The following is a 22,801-nucleotide window of genomic DNA, read 5'->3' as shown; positions in this document are numbered from 1 at the left end:
TCCAGAGTTGACTTTGGCTCGCCTTACGTCTGTTAAGAGATAGAAGTGATACGGCCAAGTAGAGTAAGTAGAAGCGACAGCTTAAAAAAAACATTACCTCCTATTTTAACACAGCTGCCAAAGAAATAGACGTTTTTTATTAAAATCGTGTACAATGAGTTGAAGTGCCGGTTACAAATTCATCTTCATAAAAGGGGTCGTTTAAATCTATGCTGCCGCTGTACAAAAAATATTGGCGCACCTTTTTCGACATTGGACTGCTTGTTCTAACCGTATATTTAGTGATGCTCGGCTTCAGCAAATTGTACCAGCTGGCTGCGCCGGTGTTCCTGTCCTTTTTTGTATTTCTGCTGATTGAGCCGCTGGCCCGCTTCCTGAACCGCAAGGGAATGGCCAAGCCCTTCGCCTCCGCGATCTCCGTGGTCCTCTTCCTGGTCATCCTGCTGGGCGTGCTGTTCGGTGCCGGACTTCTAATTACGACCCAGGCGATTCACCTCCAGAATAATCTGCCCAAATATACATACGTAGTCCAGCAGCATTTCGCAGAGACTACGACCTATCTTCAGCACAAAATCGATTCGCTTCCATCCGATATGACGGATAAGCTGAACGGTTATTTCACGGATGCCACCAATATTCTCTCGAAGTGGATGGTTGCCTTCTTCAAATATATGGTCGGAGTGCTTGGCTCTTTCTCTTCCTTTATGGCTAATTTCGGGGTTGCGATCATTCTCGCCTTTTTCCTCAGCATGGAGATTAAGGACTGGCGCAGAATTGCCCACGAGAAGCTGCCGAAGACGTTCAAGACGGCCTATGCGTTCCTGCAGGGCAATGTATTCAAGGCTATCGGTTCTTATATCAAAGCACAGATGATCCTGATCAGCATCACCTTCGTCATTATTCTGGCGGGTCTGCTGATTCTCCAGACGGGCAATGTGCTCACCATAGCGCTGGTCTGCGCCGTGGTCGATCTGCTGCCGCTGCTCGGGGTACCTGCGGTGCTGATCCCTTGGATCATCTATCTGTTCATTGTCGGCAATACGTCACTGGCTATCGGGCTCATCGTTCTGCTGGCTGTAGTAATGGTAGTTAGACAGCTGCTGGAGCCCAAAATCACAGGGAATTCAATCGGTGTCTCCTCCGCCTTCCTGATGCTCTCCTTCGTGATTCTGTCCTCCTCCCTGTTCGGCATAGCAGGACTCATTCTGTCGCCGATTCTGCTGATTCTGCTCAAGGAGCTCCTCCAGCAGGGATATCTCCAGCAGTGGATCTATCTGCCGCAGGAGGAGTTCGTCGTCTCGCCCTTCGCGGCCTCGGGAACCTCTACGGCAGGCGCTCCCGTAAGCAGCAGTCCGATCGGGAATGCCGAGTCTAATGCGGAGCCTGCCGGTCCAGGCCCTCAGGCCCCGGTTGATCCGCCTTCCAGCCCCGACAACAGCTCGAACACCTGACCGAACAGACGGGTGGCGGCCTGCGGACTGTCTGGAGCCACGTTCTCTACCGCCACAGACACCGCATATTTCGGCTGGTCAACCGGACCATAGCCGATGAACCATTGATTGTTGCGCGGCGTGCCATGCACCAGCGTCTGGGCCGTGCCTGATTTGCCGGCGAGCGGCCAAGCGGAAGACTTCAGCATCCGGCCTGTGCCCTCTGTGACTACGCTGCGCATCATGCCCAGCAGCACACGGGCAGTGGCCGGAGCGATCCGGCCCTCCGGGGCTGGCGCCAGATGTCCCGGAAGCTGCTTAAGCGTCTGTCCATTGGCAAAAGCAACCCGCTCCAGTATCCGCGGCGCTCTCACCTCGCCGCCATGCAGCAGCGTGACGACCAGATTCGCCGCCTGCAGCGGAGTGATCCGCACATCGCGCTGGCCGATCGCCGTCTGAACTCTCGCCCCTCCGTCATCCGGCAGTAGCGTGGTGAAGATGGTTCCAGGCTGCTCCCCGGCCAGCGGCCGGAGCAATGGCAATCCGAGCGTATTCTCCGCCTGCCACCCGATGCTCCGGCCCAGTCCCAAAGCAAGCGCAGTAGCTTGGAGCTTCACACCGCTCAGCCGCTCAGCCAGCGTAGCAAATACAGTATTACAGGACACGGCGAACCCTTGCGTAAGCGTAAGGGCGCCGTGTCCTTTGCCGTGGGGACATGACAATCCGTATTTCCCATATGCTCCTGCACAGAAGAAGGGCTCCTCCGGTGTGGTCAGCCCGGCTTCAAGTGCGGCAGCGGCCGTAACAATTTTGAAGATGGAGCCCGGGGCGGCCGCTTGAAGAGCACGGTTGTTCCATTCTCCGCCTTGCGGTGAGACCTGCTGCGGATTGTAGAACGGCAAGGAGACCATCGCTGCGATATCACCGCTCCGGCTGTCCATGACCACAATCGCCCCTTCCTTCACCCCTGCTTCCGCCGCCAGCTTCTCAATGCTCTCCTGAAGCTTCAGGTCAATTGTGGTATATAGAGACAGCGGATAATAGGGGTTGCCCGGCGCTTTGACGGTGATCGGGCTACCCGGAACCCGTTTGCCGCGTGCATCAACCTGGGCGACAGCTTCCGTGTGCCCCACGCCCTGCAGCAGCGGCTCCAGCGTCTTCTCCAGCCCGTCTGTGCCGGTTCTTGGAATTCTCAGCCCTGTGGGGGATTGGGTGATAGCAGCACCCGAAGCTTCAGACAGATAACCGAGCCACTGGCGGCCGGAGGCAGACCCGTTATATCTGCGGGCAAAAGGCAGCGCCCTGACGCCCTCGATCGCAAGCGCCTCTACTTCTCTGGCCTGCGGCAGAGTCAGGGCCAGCGGACCGGTGCCTTGGCCGGAAGGCCAGAGCAGCGGCTCCTTCAGCCCCAGCCGTCTTGCTTGCAGCTGACTGTAGCTGACGCCAAGAATCTCCGCCAGCCGGTGAAGCTGCTGGTCATCGTTATATTCACCGGCACCATGATGCCGGTGAAGCTCCTCCTCCGGCGGGAACAGCGCAGCGGTCCAGACCGTCTCTCCGGCCAGCGCCTCGCCGTTCTTCGCATACAGCCGCCCTCTTCCACTATCCAGCACGGTCTCCCGCTCACTTTGCAGCTCGGCCATCTGAGCCACCGTGTAGCGGGTACCACTTACTACGCTGTCCTTCAACAGCAGCTGTACCCAGGCCAGCCTGATCATCAGGCCTGCCAGCAGCATACACAGGATCAGGCATCCCCAAAATATACGTTTATGAACCAGCTTGTGCAATTGCTATTCCTCCATCAAGTGGGCTGCAGAACCATGGCTAATATTATACCCACCTCACAAAGCAAAATAACCCCACAAAGTGGGGCATTAGCTTCGATGATGACTCAGATACTTTGCGGGGGCCCCAAAATATATAAAATAACCGCCTTCCCTCCAGGGAAAGGCGGCGCTGATGAACAGCTCACACGTTGAACTTGGATAATCGCTCCCGCAGTCTGGAGGAGGCATTCTCCAGCTTACTGGAGAGGGTAACCAGATATTCGCTTACATTCTCCTGCTCTCCGGTCAGGGAAGCTACCTCTTCAGAGGCGGCCGAGGATTCTTCGGCGAACGAGCTGACATTGCCTATAGTCTCTGACAAGACTTGCTGCGAGTGGTTCAGGCCGTCAATCGAAGAAGATACCGAATCCAGCCTGGTAATCAGCTGATGCATCTGGCCCTGTACACTAATGAAGATTTCACTGGTGTTCTGAACATAGTCCATCTGCTCCCCGAACAGCGGCGCAACCTCGGACAAGGCGTCTACCGTCTCATGCATATCCCGCATGATCCGGTCCGTAATCTCGCCCACCACGGCAATGGAACGCTTGGACTGCTCCGCCAGCTGGCGGATTTCATCGGCGACAACCGTGAAGCCCTTGCCCGCCTCCCCTGCCCGCGCCGCTTCAATAGTAGCGTTCAGCGACAGGATATTGGTCTGCTGGGTAATGCTCTGCATGACCTCCAGCACCTGAATGACCGATGAGGCGGTATCCTTAAGTTCATTCACCTTAAGGACCAGCTTGCCTGTCCTGTCGCCAGTCTCTTGTGTTCTGCTTAGCAGCTCCTGCAGCTTGACTACCCCTTCTGCACTGGCTTGCTCCACGCTATGAGCAGTTCCGCCAATCTCATGGGCTACTGCAATAACGGATTCCATCTTCTCCGAGATCTGAGCCGTCATCTCGTTACCCCGGTCCGCCTCCAGTGACAGACTGCCTGCACCGCCGGCAATCTCTTCCGTGGCTGCGGCAATATCCTTCGCTGCCACCGCCGTGTCGCGGGAGGCATTGCCAAGGGCTTCCGCCGCTTCCGTAACCTCACGCGCGGTCTCCTTGGTGTGGACGACCAGCTCTGTAATCTGCTCCATCATCAGGTTGAAGGAGCCGGACAGCTGGCCGATCTCATCACGGGTGACTACATCGGTGCGTACGCGCAGATCCCCGGCTGCCCCCTTGACCATCAGATCCCGCAGCCGAGACAGCGGACGCGAGACCATCCGTACCATCCAGAGTCCAATCAGCACGGCAACGGCGGCAGCGGCGGCCACCGCTATGTAGGTCGTGTTAAGAATCCGTCCCGCATCCTTGGTCAGATTGCCGGAGGGTACCACTCCGAGCAGCCTCCAGCCGGAAGTATGCAGTGTGCCGTAGACCGCAAGAATGGATTTGCCCTGCTCGTCCTTGGTCGGCAGAGAGCCGGATGTATCGCTTAAGCCCTTGAACAGAGTGCCGCCCAGACGCAGATAGGTGTCCGTCTCCTCTTGCTGGGAAGAGGCGATCAGCTCATCTGTGACCGTCAGCAGCTGGATATAGGAACCCTGGCCCAGATCAACCATTTGCAGCTGGCTGTCAAGCTCTGTAGTCTTAATATCGCAGACCGCCAGATAACCGGAGTGACCCGCTTCCGCCGCTACAGACTTAGCGAAACGCACCACTCCTGCGGCCTCTCCCTGCTTCAGCGCTTCGGTAATCCACTGGCTCTGCGGCTTCTCCTGCAACTGCTTGTACCATGCTGCATCATGGATCGCCGCCAGGAAATCATTGTCCACTTCACCAGCTCCGGCTGCGGGCAAGACTTCATTCAGCGGAACCAGATACACTGCCTGCACCCCGGGTACAGCCGTGAGCCATTGATCGAGCTCCCCGTTAATTATCTTGGACAGTTCTGTGCGCTTCGCAGGATCTGCGGCAGCTGGGCCTTCCAGTGCGACCGCTTGCTGAATATCCTCATTGTAGAACAGCTGACCCAGATTATCTTCATAGCGCAGCAGGATCACATCCAGCTTCTCTGCCGTCTGCTCCACGGTCTGCTGATTAGCGGACAATGCATTGTTCTCAATCGTTTGTCTCGCCACAGAGTAGGAAATATACCCCAGAGACAGCACAATTCCCATGGTCGCGATGAAAAAAACCAGAAAGAGCCGCATCCCCAGCGACTTGGAGGGATGCAGCCGAGAAAGAATAGAGGTACTGCGAACTGTTGAACTGCTCAAAAAACCACCGCCAGATTCTATGTATTCTTGATATTCATGATCCTATTCATGATATACCATCAGCTCTTCTGTGGCTGTGATTTTGTTGTATGCAGCAAATTGCGTCGGGTGGCGGACAGGCTTAGATCTTACCAGGACCGGCATCATCGCCAACCTCTTCATGAGTCTCAATGACGTAGTTAACGATTTCATCAACGGTGGTGTAGGCAACACCAACATAGGTGTCCGCAGCCCCGTAATAGATGGCAATCCGTCCGGTATCGGTGTCACTCAGCGCAGCACAAGGGAAGAGTACATTGTTGACAAAACCTCTTTCTTCATACCATTCCTCTGGTGTCAGCACGAAGTTCCGGGAGCGGTATTTCACTCTCGAAGGCTCATCCGTATCCAAAATAACAGCCCCCATGCTATAGACAAGGCCGTTACAGGTCCCTGTAACCCCATGGTAGAACATCAGCCAGCCTTCCGAGGTCTCAATGGGCGCAGGTCCGCCGCCGATCTTGGTGCTCTGCCACCAGCCTTGTCCACCCTTGGTCATGACATGGCGGTGCTTTCCCCAGTAGACGAAGTCAGGGCTCTCGCTCAGGAAGACATCGCCGAACGGAGTATGCCCGCTGTCGCTTGGCCGGGAGAGCATGACGAAATTGCCGCCTATTTTTCGGGGAAACAGCACTCCGTTGCGGTTGAACGGCAGGAACGGATTCTCCAGGCTGACGAAGCTCTTGAAATCCTGTGTCTTGGCAACGCCGATCGCCGCCCCGTAGAAATCCGTACACCAGATAATATAATACGTATCCTCCACCTTCACCAGACGGGGATCATACGCGTAACGTGGCATATACGGTTGGCCTGCCTCGTCTATGAATTGGATCGGCTGCTCATCAATGACCCAATCCAGGCCGTCCGCGCTGCGGCCCATCCGCAGATGGGGGCGGGTCGTGTGATCCTCCACGCGGAAGACTCCCAGAAAGCTGCCCTCGTAAGCGATCACCGCGCTGTTGAAGATGCGGGCGACCCCTTTGGCCGGATTACGCTTGATCACCGGGTTATCGCTATGTCTCCAGACCGGATGGTCATTCCCGGCAGGTCTGTCCTGCCAAGGCATATTCGGCAGACTCTGGCTGCCAGTCAGCTTTACTTCTCTCATAATAGAATCCCTCCAATAATAGTTGCAGCAGCCGCTGCGATGGTGTATTGCTCCCCGGCTTGCCGCTTTATTTGACCGACCCTTGGGCGAAGCCGTTATAGATGTATTTCTGCAGTGCTACGAATGCGATCAGCGTCGGAATGATCGCGATCATAATCGCGGCACAGATGACCTCCCACTGGGAGCCGTAAGGCCCTTTGAATTTGAACAGTGCAGTGGACACGACCTGCAGGCTGCTTTTGGGCATATACAGGAACGGGGTGTAGAAATCATTGTAGATATTAACGCCCTTCACGATGATCACCGTCACAATGGCCGGACTCAGCAGCGGAAGAATAATTCTCCAGTAGATCGTCCAGTAGGAGGCCCCATCCAGCATTGCCGATTCGTCAAGTGACTCAGAGATCGAGTCCAGGAACTGCATGAAGATATAGACAGCGATAATATCGGTCCCCAGATACATCAGAATCGGCGCCCAGCGGGTATTGAACAAGTCCAGGGCATTGATGATCTGAAAAGTTGCTACTTGCGTCGTTACTCCGGGAATCAGCGTAGCCAGCAGAAAAGCCCCCATCAGCGCCTTGCTGCCTCTGAATTTGAACCGGGCCAGAATATAAGCCATCATCGAGCCGGTAAGCGTAGCGCCCGCAATGGAAATAAGGACGATAATGATCGTGTTCATGAAGCCGAGCAGCATGTTCCCGTCTACGAAGGCTTTAGTATAGTTGGCGAAATTCAGCCAGTTCTCCGGCAGGGTCAGCGGACCGGTTGAGGCATACTCGGCATTGGTTTTCAGGGAAGCAAAGAAGACCACCACAATCGGCATCAATGCCATAAGCGCGCCCAGCACCAGGGAGATATATTTAAACACAGCGGCCAGGTTGTATTTGAAGGTATGCATCGCTCTATTTCTCCTCCTTGATCAGAATGCGCTGCAGGATAGTGACCAGCACCACAATACCAAGCAGGACCACAGCCATTGCCGAAGCCAGCCCCAGCTTGCTGTATTTGAAGGCCACATCGACGGTCTGGATGACAAAAGTGCCGCTGCCGTTGGAGCCGCCGGTCATGACATACGGAATCTCAAACACCCCGATGGCCCCGCTCACCGCGAGAATCAGATTGAGCTGGAGGATACGCTTGATGCTTGGAATGATGATATGCCGGAACTGATGCCAGCGGTTAGCCCCGTCTATCTCCGAGGCTTCATAGATATCACTGCCGATTGAGGAGATCGCACCAAGGAAGATAATAAAGTTCATCCCCATGTAACGCCATACCGAGGCAAAAGCGAGAGAGATGTTAATCAGCTGCGGATTCAGCAGCCATTTTTGTTGCAGCGCCCCGAGGCCGAGCAGATCAAGAATGGTATTAAGGGTGCCTTCCGGCTTGAAGAAGAACAGGAAGATGAACCCGATCGCCACACCGTTCAGCAAGGTCGGAAAGAACAGAATCCCCTTGAACCAGTTCTTCAGCCGGACATTGAAGCTCAGAATCGTGGCAAAATAAAGCGCCAGCCCCATCTGGATAAAGGTGGCAAAAAAGTAATACAAGCTGACCTTGAACACGGCGAAGTACTCCGGCTTGGTAAAGATCGTCTTGTAGTTATCAAAGCCGATATACTCCATATTTTTGCTTAGCCCGTTCCAGCTGGTGAAGCTGTACTGAAACATTTTAAAGACAGGTAAATAGGAGAACGTCAGCAGCAGAACTACGGGTACTAGCGAAAATAAAAAGATGATCAGAATCCGTTGATTTTTATAGCTCATGTTAGACAATTTAGGCACTCTCCACACCTCCTGAAAACTTACTGCTCATCATTCCGCTTCTATCCCTGCAAAAGTGAAGGGGATTATGCCGTTACCGGCATCTCCCTTTCTTTTGATCTTTAATCTACTTGGCAGTCACAATTTTGGCTCTGGCTGCTTTCCATTTATCATTTAGTTCTTTCATAATGTCATCATAGGATTGCTTCCGGTTGCCAATCGCTGCTTCGATGATTACCTTCTTGAAGTCAGGCTGCCACAAGCCGATTTCAGCCTCTTTATCAATGGCATCCACCCAGCCCTCTTCACCCGCTTTGGCTGGAGCAAGCGTGTCGAAGGTGATGTCTGTACCTGCAAATTGCTTGAGGATTTCAGGCAGCTCGGCTCCCTTTACCGGGCTCATGCCTCCGCCTTCAGTAGTCGGATAACCGGATTCATTAATGAACCAGTCCACCCATGCTCTGGCGGCTTCTTTATTTTTGCTGTGAATGCTAACCCCCAGATTATAGTCGTCAGACAACGGAACCAGGATCTTGTCAGCATTGGTCGGGAATGGCATGAAGCCTACATCATCCGGGTTCGCTGCCAGTCCTTTGATCTGACCGATGGCCCAGGAGCCAAGCATCATCGTACCAATTTTGCCGTTCGCCAGATCTGCCTTGGAGGATTCCCAGTCGGTTGTAGTAGGGTCTTCTTCAATCAGACCGTCTTTGGCTGCATCGTACATTACCTTGTAGAGCTCATAGTGCGGCTGGCCTGGAACAAAGTTATCGTCGGAGGCTACCTGGCCGATGTTGACATATTCACGGTCTCCGGCAACGGTAGCCAGATCCGCTTCCCACTGGGTCAGCGTCCAGCCCGCAGCATAGTTCGTGTAGAGAGGAACGGCATCCGTCTTCTCCTTGATGCTCTTCAGTGCGGCGGAGAACTGATCAAAGGTTCTTGGAATCTCGCTCACTCCGGCATCCTTGAAGACCTGCTTGTTATAGATCACGCCGGAGAAATTAACCGTAATCGGAATGCCGTATGAAATCCCGTCTACCGTCCGCTCTTCGAGGCCTGTATATTGCTGCTCCAGGTCAGACTTTTTACCCAGCGGCTCGAAGAAATCTGGCAGGTCTTTGATCGCTACGCTGGTAGGCAGGAGCAGAACATCTCCGTAATCACTGGTGCTCATGCGGATTTTGATCTGATCCTCATAGGTGGATAAGGCTTCGAAATTCACTTTGACATCTGGATATTTCTCATTGAATTTGGCGGCGTAGTCTTTGAACACGGTATCTACAATATCCGTCCGCTGTGTAATAACCGTAATATCACCCTTGATATCCTTGGCGGCATCTCCCCCTGGAGCGGCTGTTGCCCCCGCTGCGGTGCCTGTGTTCCCGCCTGTATTTGTTGCTGCGGAATTAGTGGCATTATTGTTGTTAGATGCACAGCCGGAGAACAATCCGGCCATCAGTGTCAGCGCTGTCAACCCGGTAACTGCTTTAGTTTTTTTCATCATATTTCTGACCCCTCTCTTCATTTGGAACGGAATAGTATAATAACAAAAAAATAACAACAGAATGATTCCCCCAACAAACAGAACCCTAACCATCCTAAAAATAAACTTAATTCACATGTTGTTATCGCTTACATTGCCATTATAGACCTTGATTCGGCTTTAAACGATGGTTTAAATTGCTTTTTCTGGTCTTCAATTTGTTATTTTTGTTATATAAAATATATTGGAAGCAAAAACAAAACGTCTGCACATCGCCAAATGTAGTCGGTTTTTCGATTACATTCGGCCAACATGACCGCACATCCTATCCACATCGGACGAAAATCTTATTTCCTAATTAATAAAAAACACTACCCTATCACTCCCTGAAGAAGTGAAATGGTAGTGCCAATGGGCTCTTTTCCTGTAAAGTGCGACGCAAGCTTATGATCTGTACCGGCTTTTATATTCCTTGGGAGTCATGCCGCACATCTTCTTGAACAGCTTATTGAAATACACCGGATCGCTGTAGCCGACTTTGTCAGCAATCTCATAATTCTTCAGGTCCGGATGATGGAGAAGCATCTTCTTGGCCTCCGCAATACGGATGCCGATCAAGTAGTCGGTAATGGTCTGCCCTGTCTTATGCTTGAACAGCCTGCTGATATAACTCGCATTCATTCCCACGGCCTCAGCCAGCCGCTCAAGCTCGAAATTAAGACCGTAATCCTGCTCAAGAATGCTCTTCATCTGCTCTACTACATAATGCTCCCCACCTTCGGAAGGCTGATGCGGCACTTCATCGGAGGGAGCAGCCGCAGGCGTCTGCCGGGTCGCTTCTACACTTTTGAGCAGATCATATAATTGTGCCTTATCAATGGGCTTCAGCAGATAATCAAGTACACCGAAGCGCATGGCCTTACGGGCGTAGTCGAATTCACTGAAGCCGCTCAGCACTGCTATAGGCAGCTGCTTAAGATGTCCTCTCGCCTCTTCAATCAGCTGGAATCCATCCATTCTCGGCATCTTGATATCTGTAATAAGAAGATCGATCTCCTTCAGGCTTAGCTCCTGCAGATGGTTCCAGGCCTCAAGCCCGTTGCTGTACGAGCCGATTACCCTGACCTCCACATCCATTCTGGAAGCGATCTTCTCCAGCCCGCGGCGGATCACTTCCTCATCATCCGCAATCATGATCCGGATTACCACCCTATCGCCCCCGTCGTTTCATCTATGATGATAGCGCTATCAATACAATTATAGACCCTACATAACCATTAGAAAATGTGCCCCTATCCACTTTTATAGTCTTCAATTGACTTCATCCAATTCCCGCTTGAATTCCCGGCCGAAAAGGGTTATAACATGGTTATATATCGTTATCATTATATACTAATATAATAATAACAATTATAAAAAATAACTCCAACACCAGCAAGCACTATTAAGGAGTGAACAGAAAAAATATGAATAATGCAACCGAAGTATGGCGCACCCGGCTGGAAGCAGAGCTGAAACACAATATTCTGGGCTTCTGGATGAAGCATGCCCTGGATGATACTCATGGCGGCTTTATCGGTGAAATGGATAATCAGCTGCAGGTGTTGCCCGGTGCAGACAAAAGCCTTGTACTGAATGCACGGATTCTCTGGACATTTGCAAGTGCTTACAGAGTGTACGGAACTGCAGATTATCTGGCTATGGCCGACCGCGCCTATGATTACCTCATTCAGAATTTCACAGATTCCGAATTCGGCGGCTTCTTCTGGATGGTAGATGAACACGGATCTGCATCCCAGCCCAAGAAACAAATCTATGGACTCGCTTTTGTCATCTATGCCTTGGCTGAGTACCATCATGCCACCGGCCGGGACGACGTCCTGCGCCAAGCAACCCAATTGTTCCATTTGATTGAGAAATACGGTTATGACCCTCTTCACAAAGGGTATATTGAAGCCTTATCGCGGGAGTGGGAGATGACCGATTCCCTAAGTCTCAGCGCGAAGGATATGAATGAGAAAAAATCCATGAATACACATCTGCATGTACTGGAAGGGTACATCGGCTTGTACCGGGTATGGAAGTCAGAGACACTCAGAAGCAAGCTCGCTGAGCTAATCGAAACCATGCTGGAGCATATCCTGGATTCGGACGGCAAGCACTTCCATTTGTTCATGGATGAAGAGTGGCAGGTGAAGTCAGAGCATATCTCCTTCGGCCATGACATTGAGGGAAGCTGGCTGCTCTATGAAGCTGCGGAAGTACTTGGAGACGAGGCCCTGCTTGAACGCGTGCGCAAGGCAACCCTGTCGATGGCCGAAGCTGCACTGACTGAGGGGGTAGCGCCGGACGGCGGAATCTGGAATGAGGCAGATCTAAGCGGCTTCATTGACAAAGCCCACGAGTCCAGAGACTGGTGGCCGCAGGCTGAAGCCATGGTCGGATTCTACAATGCATATCAGTTAACTGGAGATTTGCGTTTCCTGGAAGCCGCTGAGAGCTCATGGAGTTTCACAGAGAAATATATTATTGATCCTAAGCTGGGCGAATGGCACTGGGGGGTGGATGAATCCCTGCAGCCGCTGGCCCATGCACCGAAGGTCAGCGCCTGGAAATGCCCCTATCACAACAGCCGGGCCTGCTTCGAGATGATTAGACGGCTTGGCGAAACCTCAGATATAAAGGAGACTATACAATGAGTACCATTTTTGAACAACGCAAGCAGGCATTGACTGAACGTTATGAAGCCCTGATTGGCCGCACCAATGAGAAGCTGCCTTACGGCAACGGCATTTATGACCGCTACAAGTATCCCCTGCTCACTGCGGAGCACGCCCCCCTGATCTGGCGTTACGACTTCAATGAGGAGAGCAACCCGTATTTCGCAGAGAGAATCGGAGTGAACGGCGTATTCAATCCCGGAGCTATTGAACTGAACGGCAAATTCTACATCGTTGCCCGGGTGGAGGGCAATGACCGCAAATCCTTCTTCGCCGTTGCCGAGAGCAGCAGCGGTGTGGACGGCTTCCGCTTCTGGGATCACCCCGTAGTGCTTCCTGAGACCGCAGACCTGGATATCAACGTCTATGACATGCGCCTGGTACAGCATGAGGATGGCTGGATCTACGGCCTGTTCTGCACCGAACGCAAGGACCCGGAGGCTGCCCCTGGCGATTTGTCCAGCGCCGTTGCGCAGTGCGGCATTGCCCGTACCAAGGATCTCAAGACCTGGGAGCGTCTCGCCGATCTTAAGACCGGCTCCGCCCAACAGCGCAACGTGGTCCTGCATCCAGAATTCGTTGACGGCAAGTATGCCTTCTACACGCGCCCGCAGGACGGGTTCATCGCCGCCGGTTCCGGCGGCGGCATCGGCTGGGGCTTATCGGAGCAGATTGAGAACGCTGTTATCACCCGTGAGACGATCATCGACCAGCGCTACTACCATACCATCAAAGAAGTGAAGAACGGTCAAGGGCCGGCCCCGATCAAAACACCGCTCGGCTGGCTGCACATCGCTCATGGCGTCCGCAATACAGCTGCCGGCCTGCGCTATGTGCTGTATGCCTTCTTGTCTGACCTTGCGGAACCTAACCGTGTGACTCATGCCCCAGGGGGACATTTCATTGCTCCAGACGGCGAAGAGCGCGTCGGTGATGTATCCAATGTTGTCTTCTGCAACGGTGTAATCGCCCGTGACAACGGAGAGGTATTCATCTACTACGCTTCCTCCGATACCCGTATCCATGTAGCTGCCACCACCGTAGACCAACTGCTCGATTATGTCATGAATACTCCTGAAGATCCGCTTCGTTCCTATGCTTGCGTACAGCAGCGTATCGCTATGATCGACCGGAATTTACAATTGAAATAACGCAAACAAGCAGAAACGGTACCGTCCTTTCATAGGACAGTACCGTTTCTTTTTGAAAGAATTTATATGCTATGGGGTCCCCGCAAAGTGCCTGAGTCATCATCGCAAGTGGAAACGGCTTTGCCGTCCTTTTAGAGGACGGTACCGTTTTAGCGAGAAATAGAAGGATAAGTTATCGTGTGCAACATATAAATTCTTATATTTAAGCTAAAGCTCCACTTTTTGGGGTTATTTTGTTGCTTCAAGCCCGGGGTTTGCCTACAGAATCCCGGTGGACGATATCTGCGGAGATCAGAATTTTCTCCAGCGGTACAGCGGGATTCTGAATTCGGTTCAGCAGCTTCTCTACAGCTGCCCGGCCCATAGCCTCCTTAGGAACATGCACGGTTGTAAGCGGAGTTACCCCCCGCAGGGAATCCTCAATATTGTCAAAGCCTGTCACAGAAATATCAGCAGGAATGTCTAGCCCTGCTTCCTGCAACACTTCACTAATCGCCAGGGCCGTGAAATCGTTCGCACACACGAGTGCAGTTGGCAGAGTATCCGATTCTTTTCGTGCGGCGACCCAGAGCCTGAATTCTTCACGGAGCGCTTCATCATACATCCCTTCCAGCAGCAGCTCATCATCGATAGCCGGGGTCTTCAGATGACTCTCCTCCAGTGCGCTGCGGAACCCGATCCAGCGGTCACCGAAGCTGCGGGAGTAACGGATATTGCCGACAAAGTGAAATAACGTATGTCCGCTACCAATCAGGTGGTTGCAGAGCCGTGCCATAGAATCGATGTTATTCGCAAATACAGTATCACACGGAATTAACGCATCCTCATGGTCGATCATGACCAGCGGGAGCCCGATCCGGTGCACTTCGAGCAGCAGTGAGGTGGAGATCTGCCCTACTCCGATCAGACCGAGCAGGCCGTCCGGATTGAGGACATTAACGAAATTATCAGCCCGGTGCTCTGAAATGATCACCATGCCCAGCCCCTCCTGATCCAGCGCCATCGCAATGCCATCAACGATTTTGCCCCAATATAGTGAATCTTGGGTCTGAGAACGGATATTGGGCATCAGCACCAGCACGGATTGCTTATTGCGGTCTTGTTCTCCCGTCAGGGAACGGCGCTTCGGACTTTGCACATAGGCGTTTTTTTGAGTGAAATATCCCAGCTGAGAGGCGGCTTGAATCACCCGTTCCCGGGTGGTCTCATTGACCCCCTCCTTGCCAGAGAGCGATTTGGATACGACGAACTTGGAGACCCCGAGATGATCGGCTATTTTTTGCATCGTTACTTTTTTGGCCACAACAATACCTCCAGAATTTGATCTTGCTTAGTGTGCAGAGTCCGGTGGTTACGGTGCAGACTGCTGACTCATACGTGCTTCCTTCCATTTCGCATTCAACTGGTCAAAGGACTTCTGCAGATCCGGTGCGGCGAGCACATCCTGAATATAATCGCCCGACCAGAAGCTCAGCTTCGTCCGGTTCGCCAGATCAATGAACGCATCCGTCTGCACCGTAGCCTCAATCAGCTTCGGATGATAGGAGAGGAACTCACTATATTGCTGTAAAGCGGGTTCGTCCGAACCCTTAGCCGGAAGAAACCCCCAATCTTTGGCATACGAAGTTTCTGTGATGAAATACTGAAGCCAAGCCATCGCAAGCTCTTTATTGCGGCTGTATCTGCTGACCCCCATGAACCAGTCGGGATTAAGTGCCGCATAATGGGCCGTACCGTTGTCATATGGAAAAGGGAAGAAGCCTATATCCTCCGGTGAAGCGCCTGCATCCATAATCTGCCGGATGGTCCAGTTCCCCTGCAGATACATACCTGCTTCTCCTCTGGCCAGTCTGGATTTGGAGATCTCCCAGCTGTTGGAGAATAACTGCTCCTCGACATAACCCTTGGCCATCATCGTTCTGGCAATCCCCAGAGCCCGCCCCCATTCGTTACCGATCTGCCAGGGGCTGTCCTCATGAACCATATCATTCAAATAATCGGGGTTCCCCGTCATATAATTAACCAGATTATTGCCCCATTCCCGCAGCGGCCAGACGGCCCCGTAATTCATATACAGCGGGATGATGCCCGCCTGCTTCAGCTTGACACAGGCTGCGTAGAATTCGTCAAGCGTCTGCGGAACCTGTTCAATTCCCGCCCGCTCAAAAGCCTTCTTGTTGTATACGATTCCACTCGTGGTGTTGCCTGTAGACAGCCCGTATCGCTTGCCGTCAAAGGTTGCAAAGGTCGTGAACCGCTCCTGCGCCGCCAATTCCTCACTCAGCGGCTCGAAGAAAAGCCCCAGCTCCTTCGCAGGCAGATTGACCGGAAGCAACAGAACATCCCCAGTATCCTTGGTGGACAAGCGGACCAGGATATCCGTGGCATAGCTGGACAGCCCCTCAAATTCTACATGAGCTTCAGGATACCGCTTCCTGAATTCATCCGCATAGCCCTTAAATGTTCCATTCTCAATCAGGTCAATCCGGTTCGTCAGCATCACGACCGTACCGGACAGCTCAGAAGACGCATCATCTCCGGCAGAGGCTGCCGGGGCCAGCCCCCTGCTGTTCCGGCTGTCACAGCCGGTTGATAGCAGAAAGAGCAGCAGCATAGAATACACCGGAAAGCGTACAATCATCCGTTTCAAGCCCATTCCTCCTCAAGGGGTCTCCCCTTCAATTACGGGAGTAACTCCCGGCAGCGGCAATGACAAGATTACATCCGTACCCTCGCCAGGCTTGCTGAACACCTCAATCCCATAAGCCGGACCGTAATGAAGCTGAAGGCGCTGGTGCACATTTGCCATGCCAATCCCTCCATTAATGCTCTTTTTCTGAGGGGCTTCATGCCGAAGTCTCTCCCTCAGCTTATCGAGCGTAACCTGATCCATTCCGCAGCCGTCATCACGGATATGGAACAGAAGCCTCTGCTCTGTATACTCACACTTGATGCTCAGATGCATCCGGGTCTTGGTATCATCCAGCCCGTGATACGCAGCATTCTCAATAATCGGCTGAAAAACCAGCTTAATCATGGAATAGTTGTCAAGCGTATCGGGAACATCAATCGTCAGCTCAAATCTGCCAGGATACCGGCTGCCCAGCAGCTCCACATAGTTGCGCACATACAGCAGCTCCTGCTTCATCGTTGCCCAGCCGCTCAAGTCACTGGTGCTGTAGCGGAGCAGCTTCCCCAGGATAGAGATCATGTCAGCGGCTTCCACATCATCATTAATCTCTGCCGTCATCCGGATAGTTTCAAGCGTATTGTAGATAAAATGCGGATTGATCTGGCTCTGAAGCGCCTGCAGCTCCGCCTCCTTCTTCTGTTCCTCAATCTGGTAAATATCCTGGATCAGTTGACGAATGCGGGCCAGCATACGGTTGAATTGATGCCCCAGGAGACCAATCTCGTCACGGCGTTTAATGCGGAAGGTCACATCGAGATCGCCGCCCTGCACTTTTTTCATCAGCTGGATCATTTGGGTCAGCGGCTTGGTCAGGGCAAACGACAGAATGAGCGAGATGATCAGGGCCAGCACAATGATGATTAGAGTGGCGCCTATAGTCGCATTGCGGGTCAGCTTCACTCCACGGGTCAATTCGTCCACGGGTATGGAAATAATCACCTTCCAGTTCGTCTTGGTGGAGCTTGAATAGATATTAAGCCGGTCCTTGCCGGATACGGTGTCATAAAAGCTCCCGGAGCTCCCTTCCGCAGCACGGAATAAGGAGGACCTGGAAATATCCGCAGTGAGCAGCTTCTGCTCACTGTCATAGATGACTTTGCCCGACTGATCCACAAGGATCGATTTCCCCCGGGTCACCTTATCCAGCTCCGCCACCTGATTCTCCAGATTACTGAAGTTAGCCTCCACTGCGATCAGGCCGACTGGCTTCCATAGCACGTCCAGAATGGGACGCACCACCGTAAAGGCATAACGGGTGCTCTGCAAATTGCTTGTATACGCCTGCGTTCCCAGAAGGGTCGCTTCTCCGCCGGAGCCCTTTACCTGCTCGCTCCAGAACCTGTAGCTCTGCTGCAGATCCAGCCGGACGCCCCCATCCTTGGCAGAATAATAACCATTCCCGTAGGCATCAAAAATATAGACCGAATGGGTTCCCCGCTTAATATTGTTAATAAATGAAATATTCTCTTCGATGCCCCGCTGAATGGACAGCAGGAGATCCAAATCGCCGGGAGCCACCTGAGCCGTATCCTGCTTGCCTTCCATCATCTGCTTTTGCTCATAATAGCGGTTCGAGCGGATCAGGTTCTGCTTGATCTCATTGACGTAGGCGGGCATTGAAGATATTCGTTTCATATCTTCTATGTAATCATCGATGGAATCCATCATTTGATCAATCAGCTTCTCGGAATAGGCGATCGTGTTCGCCTGGATAGATTCCGAATAGCTCTTGAAGCTGATCACACTGATGAAAGACAGCGGGAGCGTAATAATGACCAGAAATACCAGGAACAGCTTGCGCTCCATGGACATATCCTCGATATAAGACCACCAGTTGTTATTGCGTGCTGCTCTCATTCGGCCTTCTCCCTGGTTCAAATTCCATAACTAATCCAGCAAACAACAATAACAAAACTCTAACAAAACCATTATACGTATTCGCTAAACGATGCACAAGGAAGGATGTCCTGTCAAAAGAAAATAAGTTTCTATATAAATAGCGGTAGAAATCCGGTGACTGCTGACTAGAGTAAAGGACTGGTGTATGGCCAGCCCCTCCTCATCAACCAACTACTGGATAAAATCACCCTGCGGGTGAGGGATGCTGGTGCCTTCTCTCACCGGCCGCTTGTAAGGAACAGTATTATTGCACTTTTGGCAGGATTCCTTAAAAAATGGTGCTGGATAAGCTATATTGTCGCATTATTTGCACAAATTTCGGCGTTTAGAGCACGTTAGCGTAGGATTTGTTGCAATTCGTGCAGGATTTCAGCATAGACCGCTTCTACGGATCAGCATTGTTGCACTTTTTGCAGGATTGCTTTATAAATGTTACTGGCTGTGAAGTATGGGCCTATCCCTAGGCGCAGCATTCCTAAACATCAACTAAAAAGGGCGTCACGCAGCCGAATGCGGCTTGCGTGACACCCTTGAATACTTAATACTGAACAGTTTCAAATAACATTATTTGATCGTAAACAGCGACAGCTTGCTCTCCAGCTGGGTGGAGGCCCCTTGCAGCTTGTTCGACAAGGCTACGAGATGGTCACTGACATTCTGCTGCTCACTGCTGAGCGATGCTACCTCTTCCGAGGTTGCCGAGGATTGCTGCGCTACCGCACTCACATTCCCCATAGCATCGGACAGCACGCCCTGCGAATGATTCAGACTGTCGATGGCCCCTGTTACAGACTCCAGACTCATAATGAAGTCTTCCATCTGCCCCTTCACAGACACGAAGATCTCACTGGTACTCTTCACGGATACCATCTGCTCCTTGAACAGCGGAGCCACTTCAGACAGAACAGCAACCGTCTCATCCATCTCAGCTACAATCTTGTCTGTGATTCCAGCGACCAGAGCGATGGACTGCTTGGATTGGTCTGCAAGCTGCCGGACCTCCCCTGCGACTACCATGAAGCCACGGCCAGCTTCGCCTGCTCTCGCTGCTTCAATCGTTGCATTCAGAGACAAAATGTTCGTCTGCTGGGTAATATTCTTCATCACATCCAGCACCTTGATTACGGAATATACCGTTTCCTTGAGGTTGTTGACTCTATCCACCAGGGCAGAAGTCATTTCCCCTGTACGTCCGGTCTGATCCAGCAGCTCTTCCAGCTGTACAGCACCCTGTCCGCTGGCTTCCCCGACTCCACGGGCTGCCTGATCCATCTCGGAGTTGGCTGCAATAACACTCTGCATCTGCGTAGCAATCAGATCAGTCAGCTCATTGCCGCGCTCGGCTTCCTGGGCCAGACTTCCGGCACCGCCGGCAATCTCCTCTGTGGCCGCAGCGATTTCCTTGGCGGAGATCGCCGTCTTGCGCGAAGCATCCCCCAGCTCACCAGCAGTCTCAAGGACTTCGCGGGCTGTATCTGTAGTTTGGGCTACTAGCTCAGTAATCTTACCCATCATCATATTGAATGAGGCCGACAACTGGCCGATCTCATCCTTCGAGACATACTGGGTACGAACACTCAGGTTGCCTTCGGCTCCTTCCAGCATCAGGTCCTTCAAGCGTGCCAGCGGCTTGGCAATCATCTGGACCATCCAGAAGCCAACCACCATGGCCAGCAGGGCTGCCGCTCCAGCAGCAAGGAAGGTAGTAAACAGAATCGGCGTGGCAGCTTGAACCAGTTCTCCGGTAGGAACTACACCGGCAAGCTTCCAGTCTGCCTTCTGCATCGGGTTGTAAACAGCAAGGATATGCTCGCCCTTCTCATCCTTGGCTTCCTTGCTCTTATTGCTCTCCTTGCTATCCTTGATGAAACTAAGCTCGGAGGCTTTGCCGTCCTCCTCAGGCTGTGACGAAGCCACTACGGTTCCATCCGGGGCTACCAGTTGAATCCGTGAGCCATCCCCAAGCCGCACACTCTTGAAAGCTTCTTCCAGGAGAGTGCTCTTAAGCTCCAGCATAACTACATAAGAGGCGTTGGAGCCCAGATTCTTGAGCGTTCTGACCATAGCCAGATTCTTGCCGCCACTGCCTTCAATGGCCGTAGGGAACCAGTAGTTCTGTGCGGATTTGGCTTCTGTCGTATAATGAGGCTCATATGAGCTTGAATTCTTGACCACGGTCTTGTACCATTCCTGTGCTCTCACATCATCGCCGGCCAGGCCGGTGCTTCCGCTAGAGACAATCCCCATCTCCGGGTCCTCCGGAATGAGTGAGATGGCGACTATATTGGCATCCGTTGTAGTCTGGCTGGACAGCTTCTTGCTGATCGCATCGGTAGCCACGAACTTATCGTAGCTGCTCTTCGCCGAAGACAGCTCTGTCAGATTCGCCTGCATCTGTGTATCAAAATATAACTGAAGTGCGAGACTCTCATACTGCTTCAAGGTAATATCCAGCTTCTCCGAGGTCTGAATAATCGTCTGCCGGTTGGCTTCGGACACATTCTCTTTAATTGTATTCTTCGCTTTGTTGTAAGACAGAAGTCCTAAGAACAGGACCACCACCACGATGGAAGATAAGAAGATCAGGAACAGCTTCACCCCAACAGATTTGGTCGGGTTCACCCTCTTCATTTGGCTTAGCGAACCGCTTAATACCTTTTTGTAATTTCTCTTGTCTACCATGTTGCTTGTTGTCTGTGAAGCTTCTGTGTTCTGGGCCTTAGCCTTTTGTGTACTCTTTGGCTTTTTACTGTTTTTCGCCACTTTTATCCTACTCTCCTTCGGTTTATTTGTCTTCTCGTCCGGATTGGGAGCTCCCATAACCATCACCTGCCTATCGCCTAGATTGGAAGATATATGTAAGCGTTACCTGCCCTATATATCGGCACAAAGTCTCATTTTTCTTAGCATTATTTGCAAATCGCTTCAATACTAATATATTTTTGTCGAATTGCATAAGCATTTTGGCACAAAAAAAGAAATGCCCTTGTGTAAACAGACATCTCTTGGTTTGTAAAGCCATTATTTTCGCTTGCGCATCATATCAAAATAAGCAACCGGCTGATCGACCTTCATCCGCACCCGCTGCAGCGGATGGCGGGCAACCTCCAGCGGATTGCCCGCCTCATCCCACAGCTCGCCTACGGTCTGCTTGAAGAAGGTATCGTCCGGTCCGAAGAATTCGACTTCCTGTCCCGGCTTGAAGTTATTGCGCTGCTGAACGAGCGCCATCCCGCTCTCCGCATCATACTCCAGCACCAGACCGGCAAAGTCGTACGGAGCAGCTTTCTCCTCCGGCTCATAAATGTGATCTTCATGGTCCGGTGTGTCGTAGAAAAATCCCGTATTCAGCGGACGGTTAGCCGCCTTCTGCAACTCCTCCAGCCATTCGGGCTTCAGCACATACCCCTCCGGGTCGGCCATGTAAGCATCAATGGCTTTGCGGTAGGCATTCACTACAGTAGCCACATAGTGAATCGATTTCATCCGGCCCTCAATCTTGAAGCTGTCAATTCCGGCTTCAATCAGGTCAGGAATACTCTCCAGCATGCATAGGTCTTTCGATCCCATAGTGAACGGGTTGTCCTCGGGCTGATGCAGCGGCAGCTGGGTGATTCCGGGCTGCAAGGCCTGAGGCCCCTCAGCCTGCTCCTCTTCGGATACCCAGTTCCCTTCGGGACGGGCATCTTCGAACAGATCATACTTCCAGCGGCAGGATTGGCAGCAGCCCCCGCGGTTGGAGTCACGGTCGGTGAAGTGGTTGGATAACACGCAGCGTCCCGAGTAAGAGGAGCACATAGCACCGTGAATGAAGCTCTCGATCTCAATATCCACATGCTGCTTGATTTCGGCGATTTCCTCCAGGCTGGTCTCCCGGCCCAATACTACGCGCGGCAGACCTTCCTCCTTCCAATAGGATACTGCCTGCCAGTTAAGCGTGGACTGCTGGGTGCTTAAGTGCACCTCAAGACCTGGCACCAGGCGCAGGGCAGTATCGACAATCACCGGATCGGCTACGATAATCGCTGCAATTCCGGCCTCATATAAATTACGCAGGTATTCTTCAATCCCCGCGATATCTTCATTGTGAGCATAGATATTGGTGGCTACGAATACTTTGGCACCGTATTTCTTGGCAAATTCAACACCCTCGCGCATTTCCTCAAAGGTAAAGTTATCTGCGCCTGAGCGCAGGCCGTATTTTTGTCCTCCGATATATACTGCATCCGCACCATAATGCACGGCGAATTTCAATTTCTCTAAGTTTCCTGCCGGAGCCAGGAGCTCCGGTTTGTCCAGACGGTAACGTTTGCCTTTGAATTGAGGCTTGGTCATGGTTCCCATTCCTGTTCTCCTTTCTGTGTCTCATCTTCTGCAAGATTTCAAAGCATACATCGGGTGGTACACGCTGCTGCGGTGAATTTGGACTTTCGGCCGCTGTTAGGTTTGGATTTCTTCATTTTAAGCTGCGG

The 22,801-nt window shown here is 52.3% G+C and carries 15 protein-coding genes; 3 read left to right on the top strand and 12 right to left on the bottom strand.

Translation table 11 applies throughout. From position 1 onward, the window contains the following. Positions 1-209 precede the first annotated feature (209 nt). Positions 210-1,451 carry an AI-2E family transporter gene (locus tag NST43_RS06715; RefSeq protein WP_339223269.1) on the top strand — a complete coding sequence of 414 codons (1,242 nt, stop codon included), beginning with the start codon at positions 210-212 and terminating at the stop codon, positions 1,449-1,451. Here the strand turns inward: NST43_RS06715 and NST43_RS06710 are convergent. From NST43_RS06710 to NST43_RS06680, 7 genes are all read right to left on the bottom strand, one after another. Further along, a complete protein-coding gene (locus NST43_RS06710) occupies positions 1,400-3,217 on the bottom strand; it encodes a penicillin-binding transpeptidase domain-containing protein (RefSeq protein WP_339223268.1) in 1,818 nt (605 codons plus the stop codon). The genes NST43_RS06715 and NST43_RS06710 overlap by 52 nt on opposite strands. Before the next feature lie 181 nt (positions 3,218-3,398). Then, entirely contained in the window at positions 3,399-5,369 is a 1,971-nt protein-coding gene (locus NST43_RS06705; RefSeq protein ID WP_339223266.1) for a methyl-accepting chemotaxis protein, read from the bottom strand. A gap of 220 nt (positions 5,370-5,589) precedes the next feature. After that, positions 5,590-6,615 carry a glycoside hydrolase family 130 protein gene (locus NST43_RS06700; protein ID WP_339223264.1) on the bottom strand — a complete coding sequence of 342 codons (1,026 nt, stop codon included), beginning with the start codon at positions 6,613-6,615 and terminating at the stop codon, positions 5,590-5,592. A gap of 67 nt (positions 6,616-6,682) precedes the next feature. Further along, on the bottom strand, positions 6,683-7,516 hold the full coding sequence (locus tag NST43_RS06695; protein WP_209994171.1) for a carbohydrate ABC transporter permease: 834 nt from the start codon (positions 7,514-7,516) through the stop codon (positions 6,683-6,685). Between the two features lie 4 nt (positions 7,517-7,520). Further along, positions 7,521-8,402: a sugar ABC transporter permease gene (locus NST43_RS06690; protein ID WP_339223262.1), complete on the bottom strand. Its 882-nt coding sequence runs from the start codon at positions 8,400-8,402 to the stop codon at positions 7,521-7,523. Between the two features lie 106 nt (positions 8,403-8,508). After that, positions 8,509-9,885, bottom strand: coding sequence for an extracellular solute-binding protein (locus tag NST43_RS06685; protein WP_339225357.1), 1,377 nt, complete (start codon positions 9,883-9,885; stop codon positions 8,509-8,511). Positions 9,886-10,311: 426 nt separating this feature from the next. Then, the gene (locus tag NST43_RS06680; RefSeq protein WP_339223260.1) at positions 10,312-11,076 is read right to left on the bottom strand and encodes a response regulator; all 765 of its coding nucleotides are present in this window, start codon (positions 11,074-11,076) and stop codon (positions 10,312-10,314) included. A gap of 257 nt (positions 11,077-11,333) precedes the next feature. On the opposite strand from NST43_RS06680, the gene NST43_RS06675 reads away from it, so the two are divergent. Both NST43_RS06675 and NST43_RS06670 read left to right on the top strand, forming a co-directional pair. Next, the gene (locus tag NST43_RS06675) at positions 11,334-12,566 is read left to right on the top strand and encodes an AGE family epimerase/isomerase (RefSeq protein ID WP_339223259.1); all 1,233 of its coding nucleotides are present in this window, start codon (positions 11,334-11,336) and stop codon (positions 12,564-12,566) included. Next, entirely contained in the window at positions 12,563-13,738 is a 1,176-nt protein-coding gene (locus tag NST43_RS06670) for a glycosidase (protein WP_339223258.1), read from the top strand. Before NST43_RS06675 ends, NST43_RS06670 begins: the two co-directional genes overlap by 4 nt. A gap of 241 nt (positions 13,739-13,979) precedes the next feature. Here NST43_RS06670 and NST43_RS06665 read toward each other — a convergent pair whose 3' ends face one another. From NST43_RS06665 to NST43_RS06645, 5 genes are all read right to left on the bottom strand, one after another. Beyond that, positions 13,980-15,041, bottom strand: a complete 1,062-nt coding sequence (locus NST43_RS06665; protein ID WP_209994167.1) for a LacI family DNA-binding transcriptional regulator — start codon at positions 15,039-15,041, stop codon at positions 13,980-13,982. A gap of 48 nt (positions 15,042-15,089) precedes the next feature. Next, the gene (locus tag NST43_RS06660; protein ID WP_339225356.1) at positions 15,090-16,379 is read right to left on the bottom strand and encodes an extracellular solute-binding protein; all 1,290 of its coding nucleotides are present in this window, start codon (positions 16,377-16,379) and stop codon (positions 15,090-15,092) included. 21 nt (positions 16,380-16,400) lie between these two features. Continuing rightward, positions 16,401-18,287, bottom strand: a complete 1,887-nt coding sequence (locus NST43_RS06655) for a sensor histidine kinase (RefSeq protein ID WP_339223256.1) — start codon at positions 18,285-18,287, stop codon at positions 16,401-16,403. A 606-nt stretch (positions 18,288-18,893) separates the two neighbouring features. Continuing rightward, the gene (locus NST43_RS06650; protein WP_339223254.1) at positions 18,894-21,011 is read right to left on the bottom strand and encodes a methyl-accepting chemotaxis protein; all 2,118 of its coding nucleotides are present in this window, start codon (positions 21,009-21,011) and stop codon (positions 18,894-18,896) included. Between the two features lie 339 nt (positions 21,012-21,350). Further along, on the bottom strand, positions 21,351-22,673 hold the full coding sequence (locus NST43_RS06645; protein WP_209994163.1) for a peptidase U32 family protein: 1,323 nt from the start codon (positions 22,671-22,673) through the stop codon (positions 21,351-21,353). Between the last annotated feature and the right edge of the window lie 128 nt (positions 22,674-22,801).

The organism is Paenibacillus sp. FSL H8-0332, from assembly GCF_037963835.1.
Classification (GTDB): domain Bacteria; phylum Bacillota; class Bacilli; order Paenibacillales; family Paenibacillaceae; genus Paenibacillus_AQ; species Paenibacillus_AQ rhizoplanae.
The sequence above is the reverse complement of the archived record's forward strand: the minus strand, read 5'-3'. Positions and strand labels throughout refer to the sequence as shown.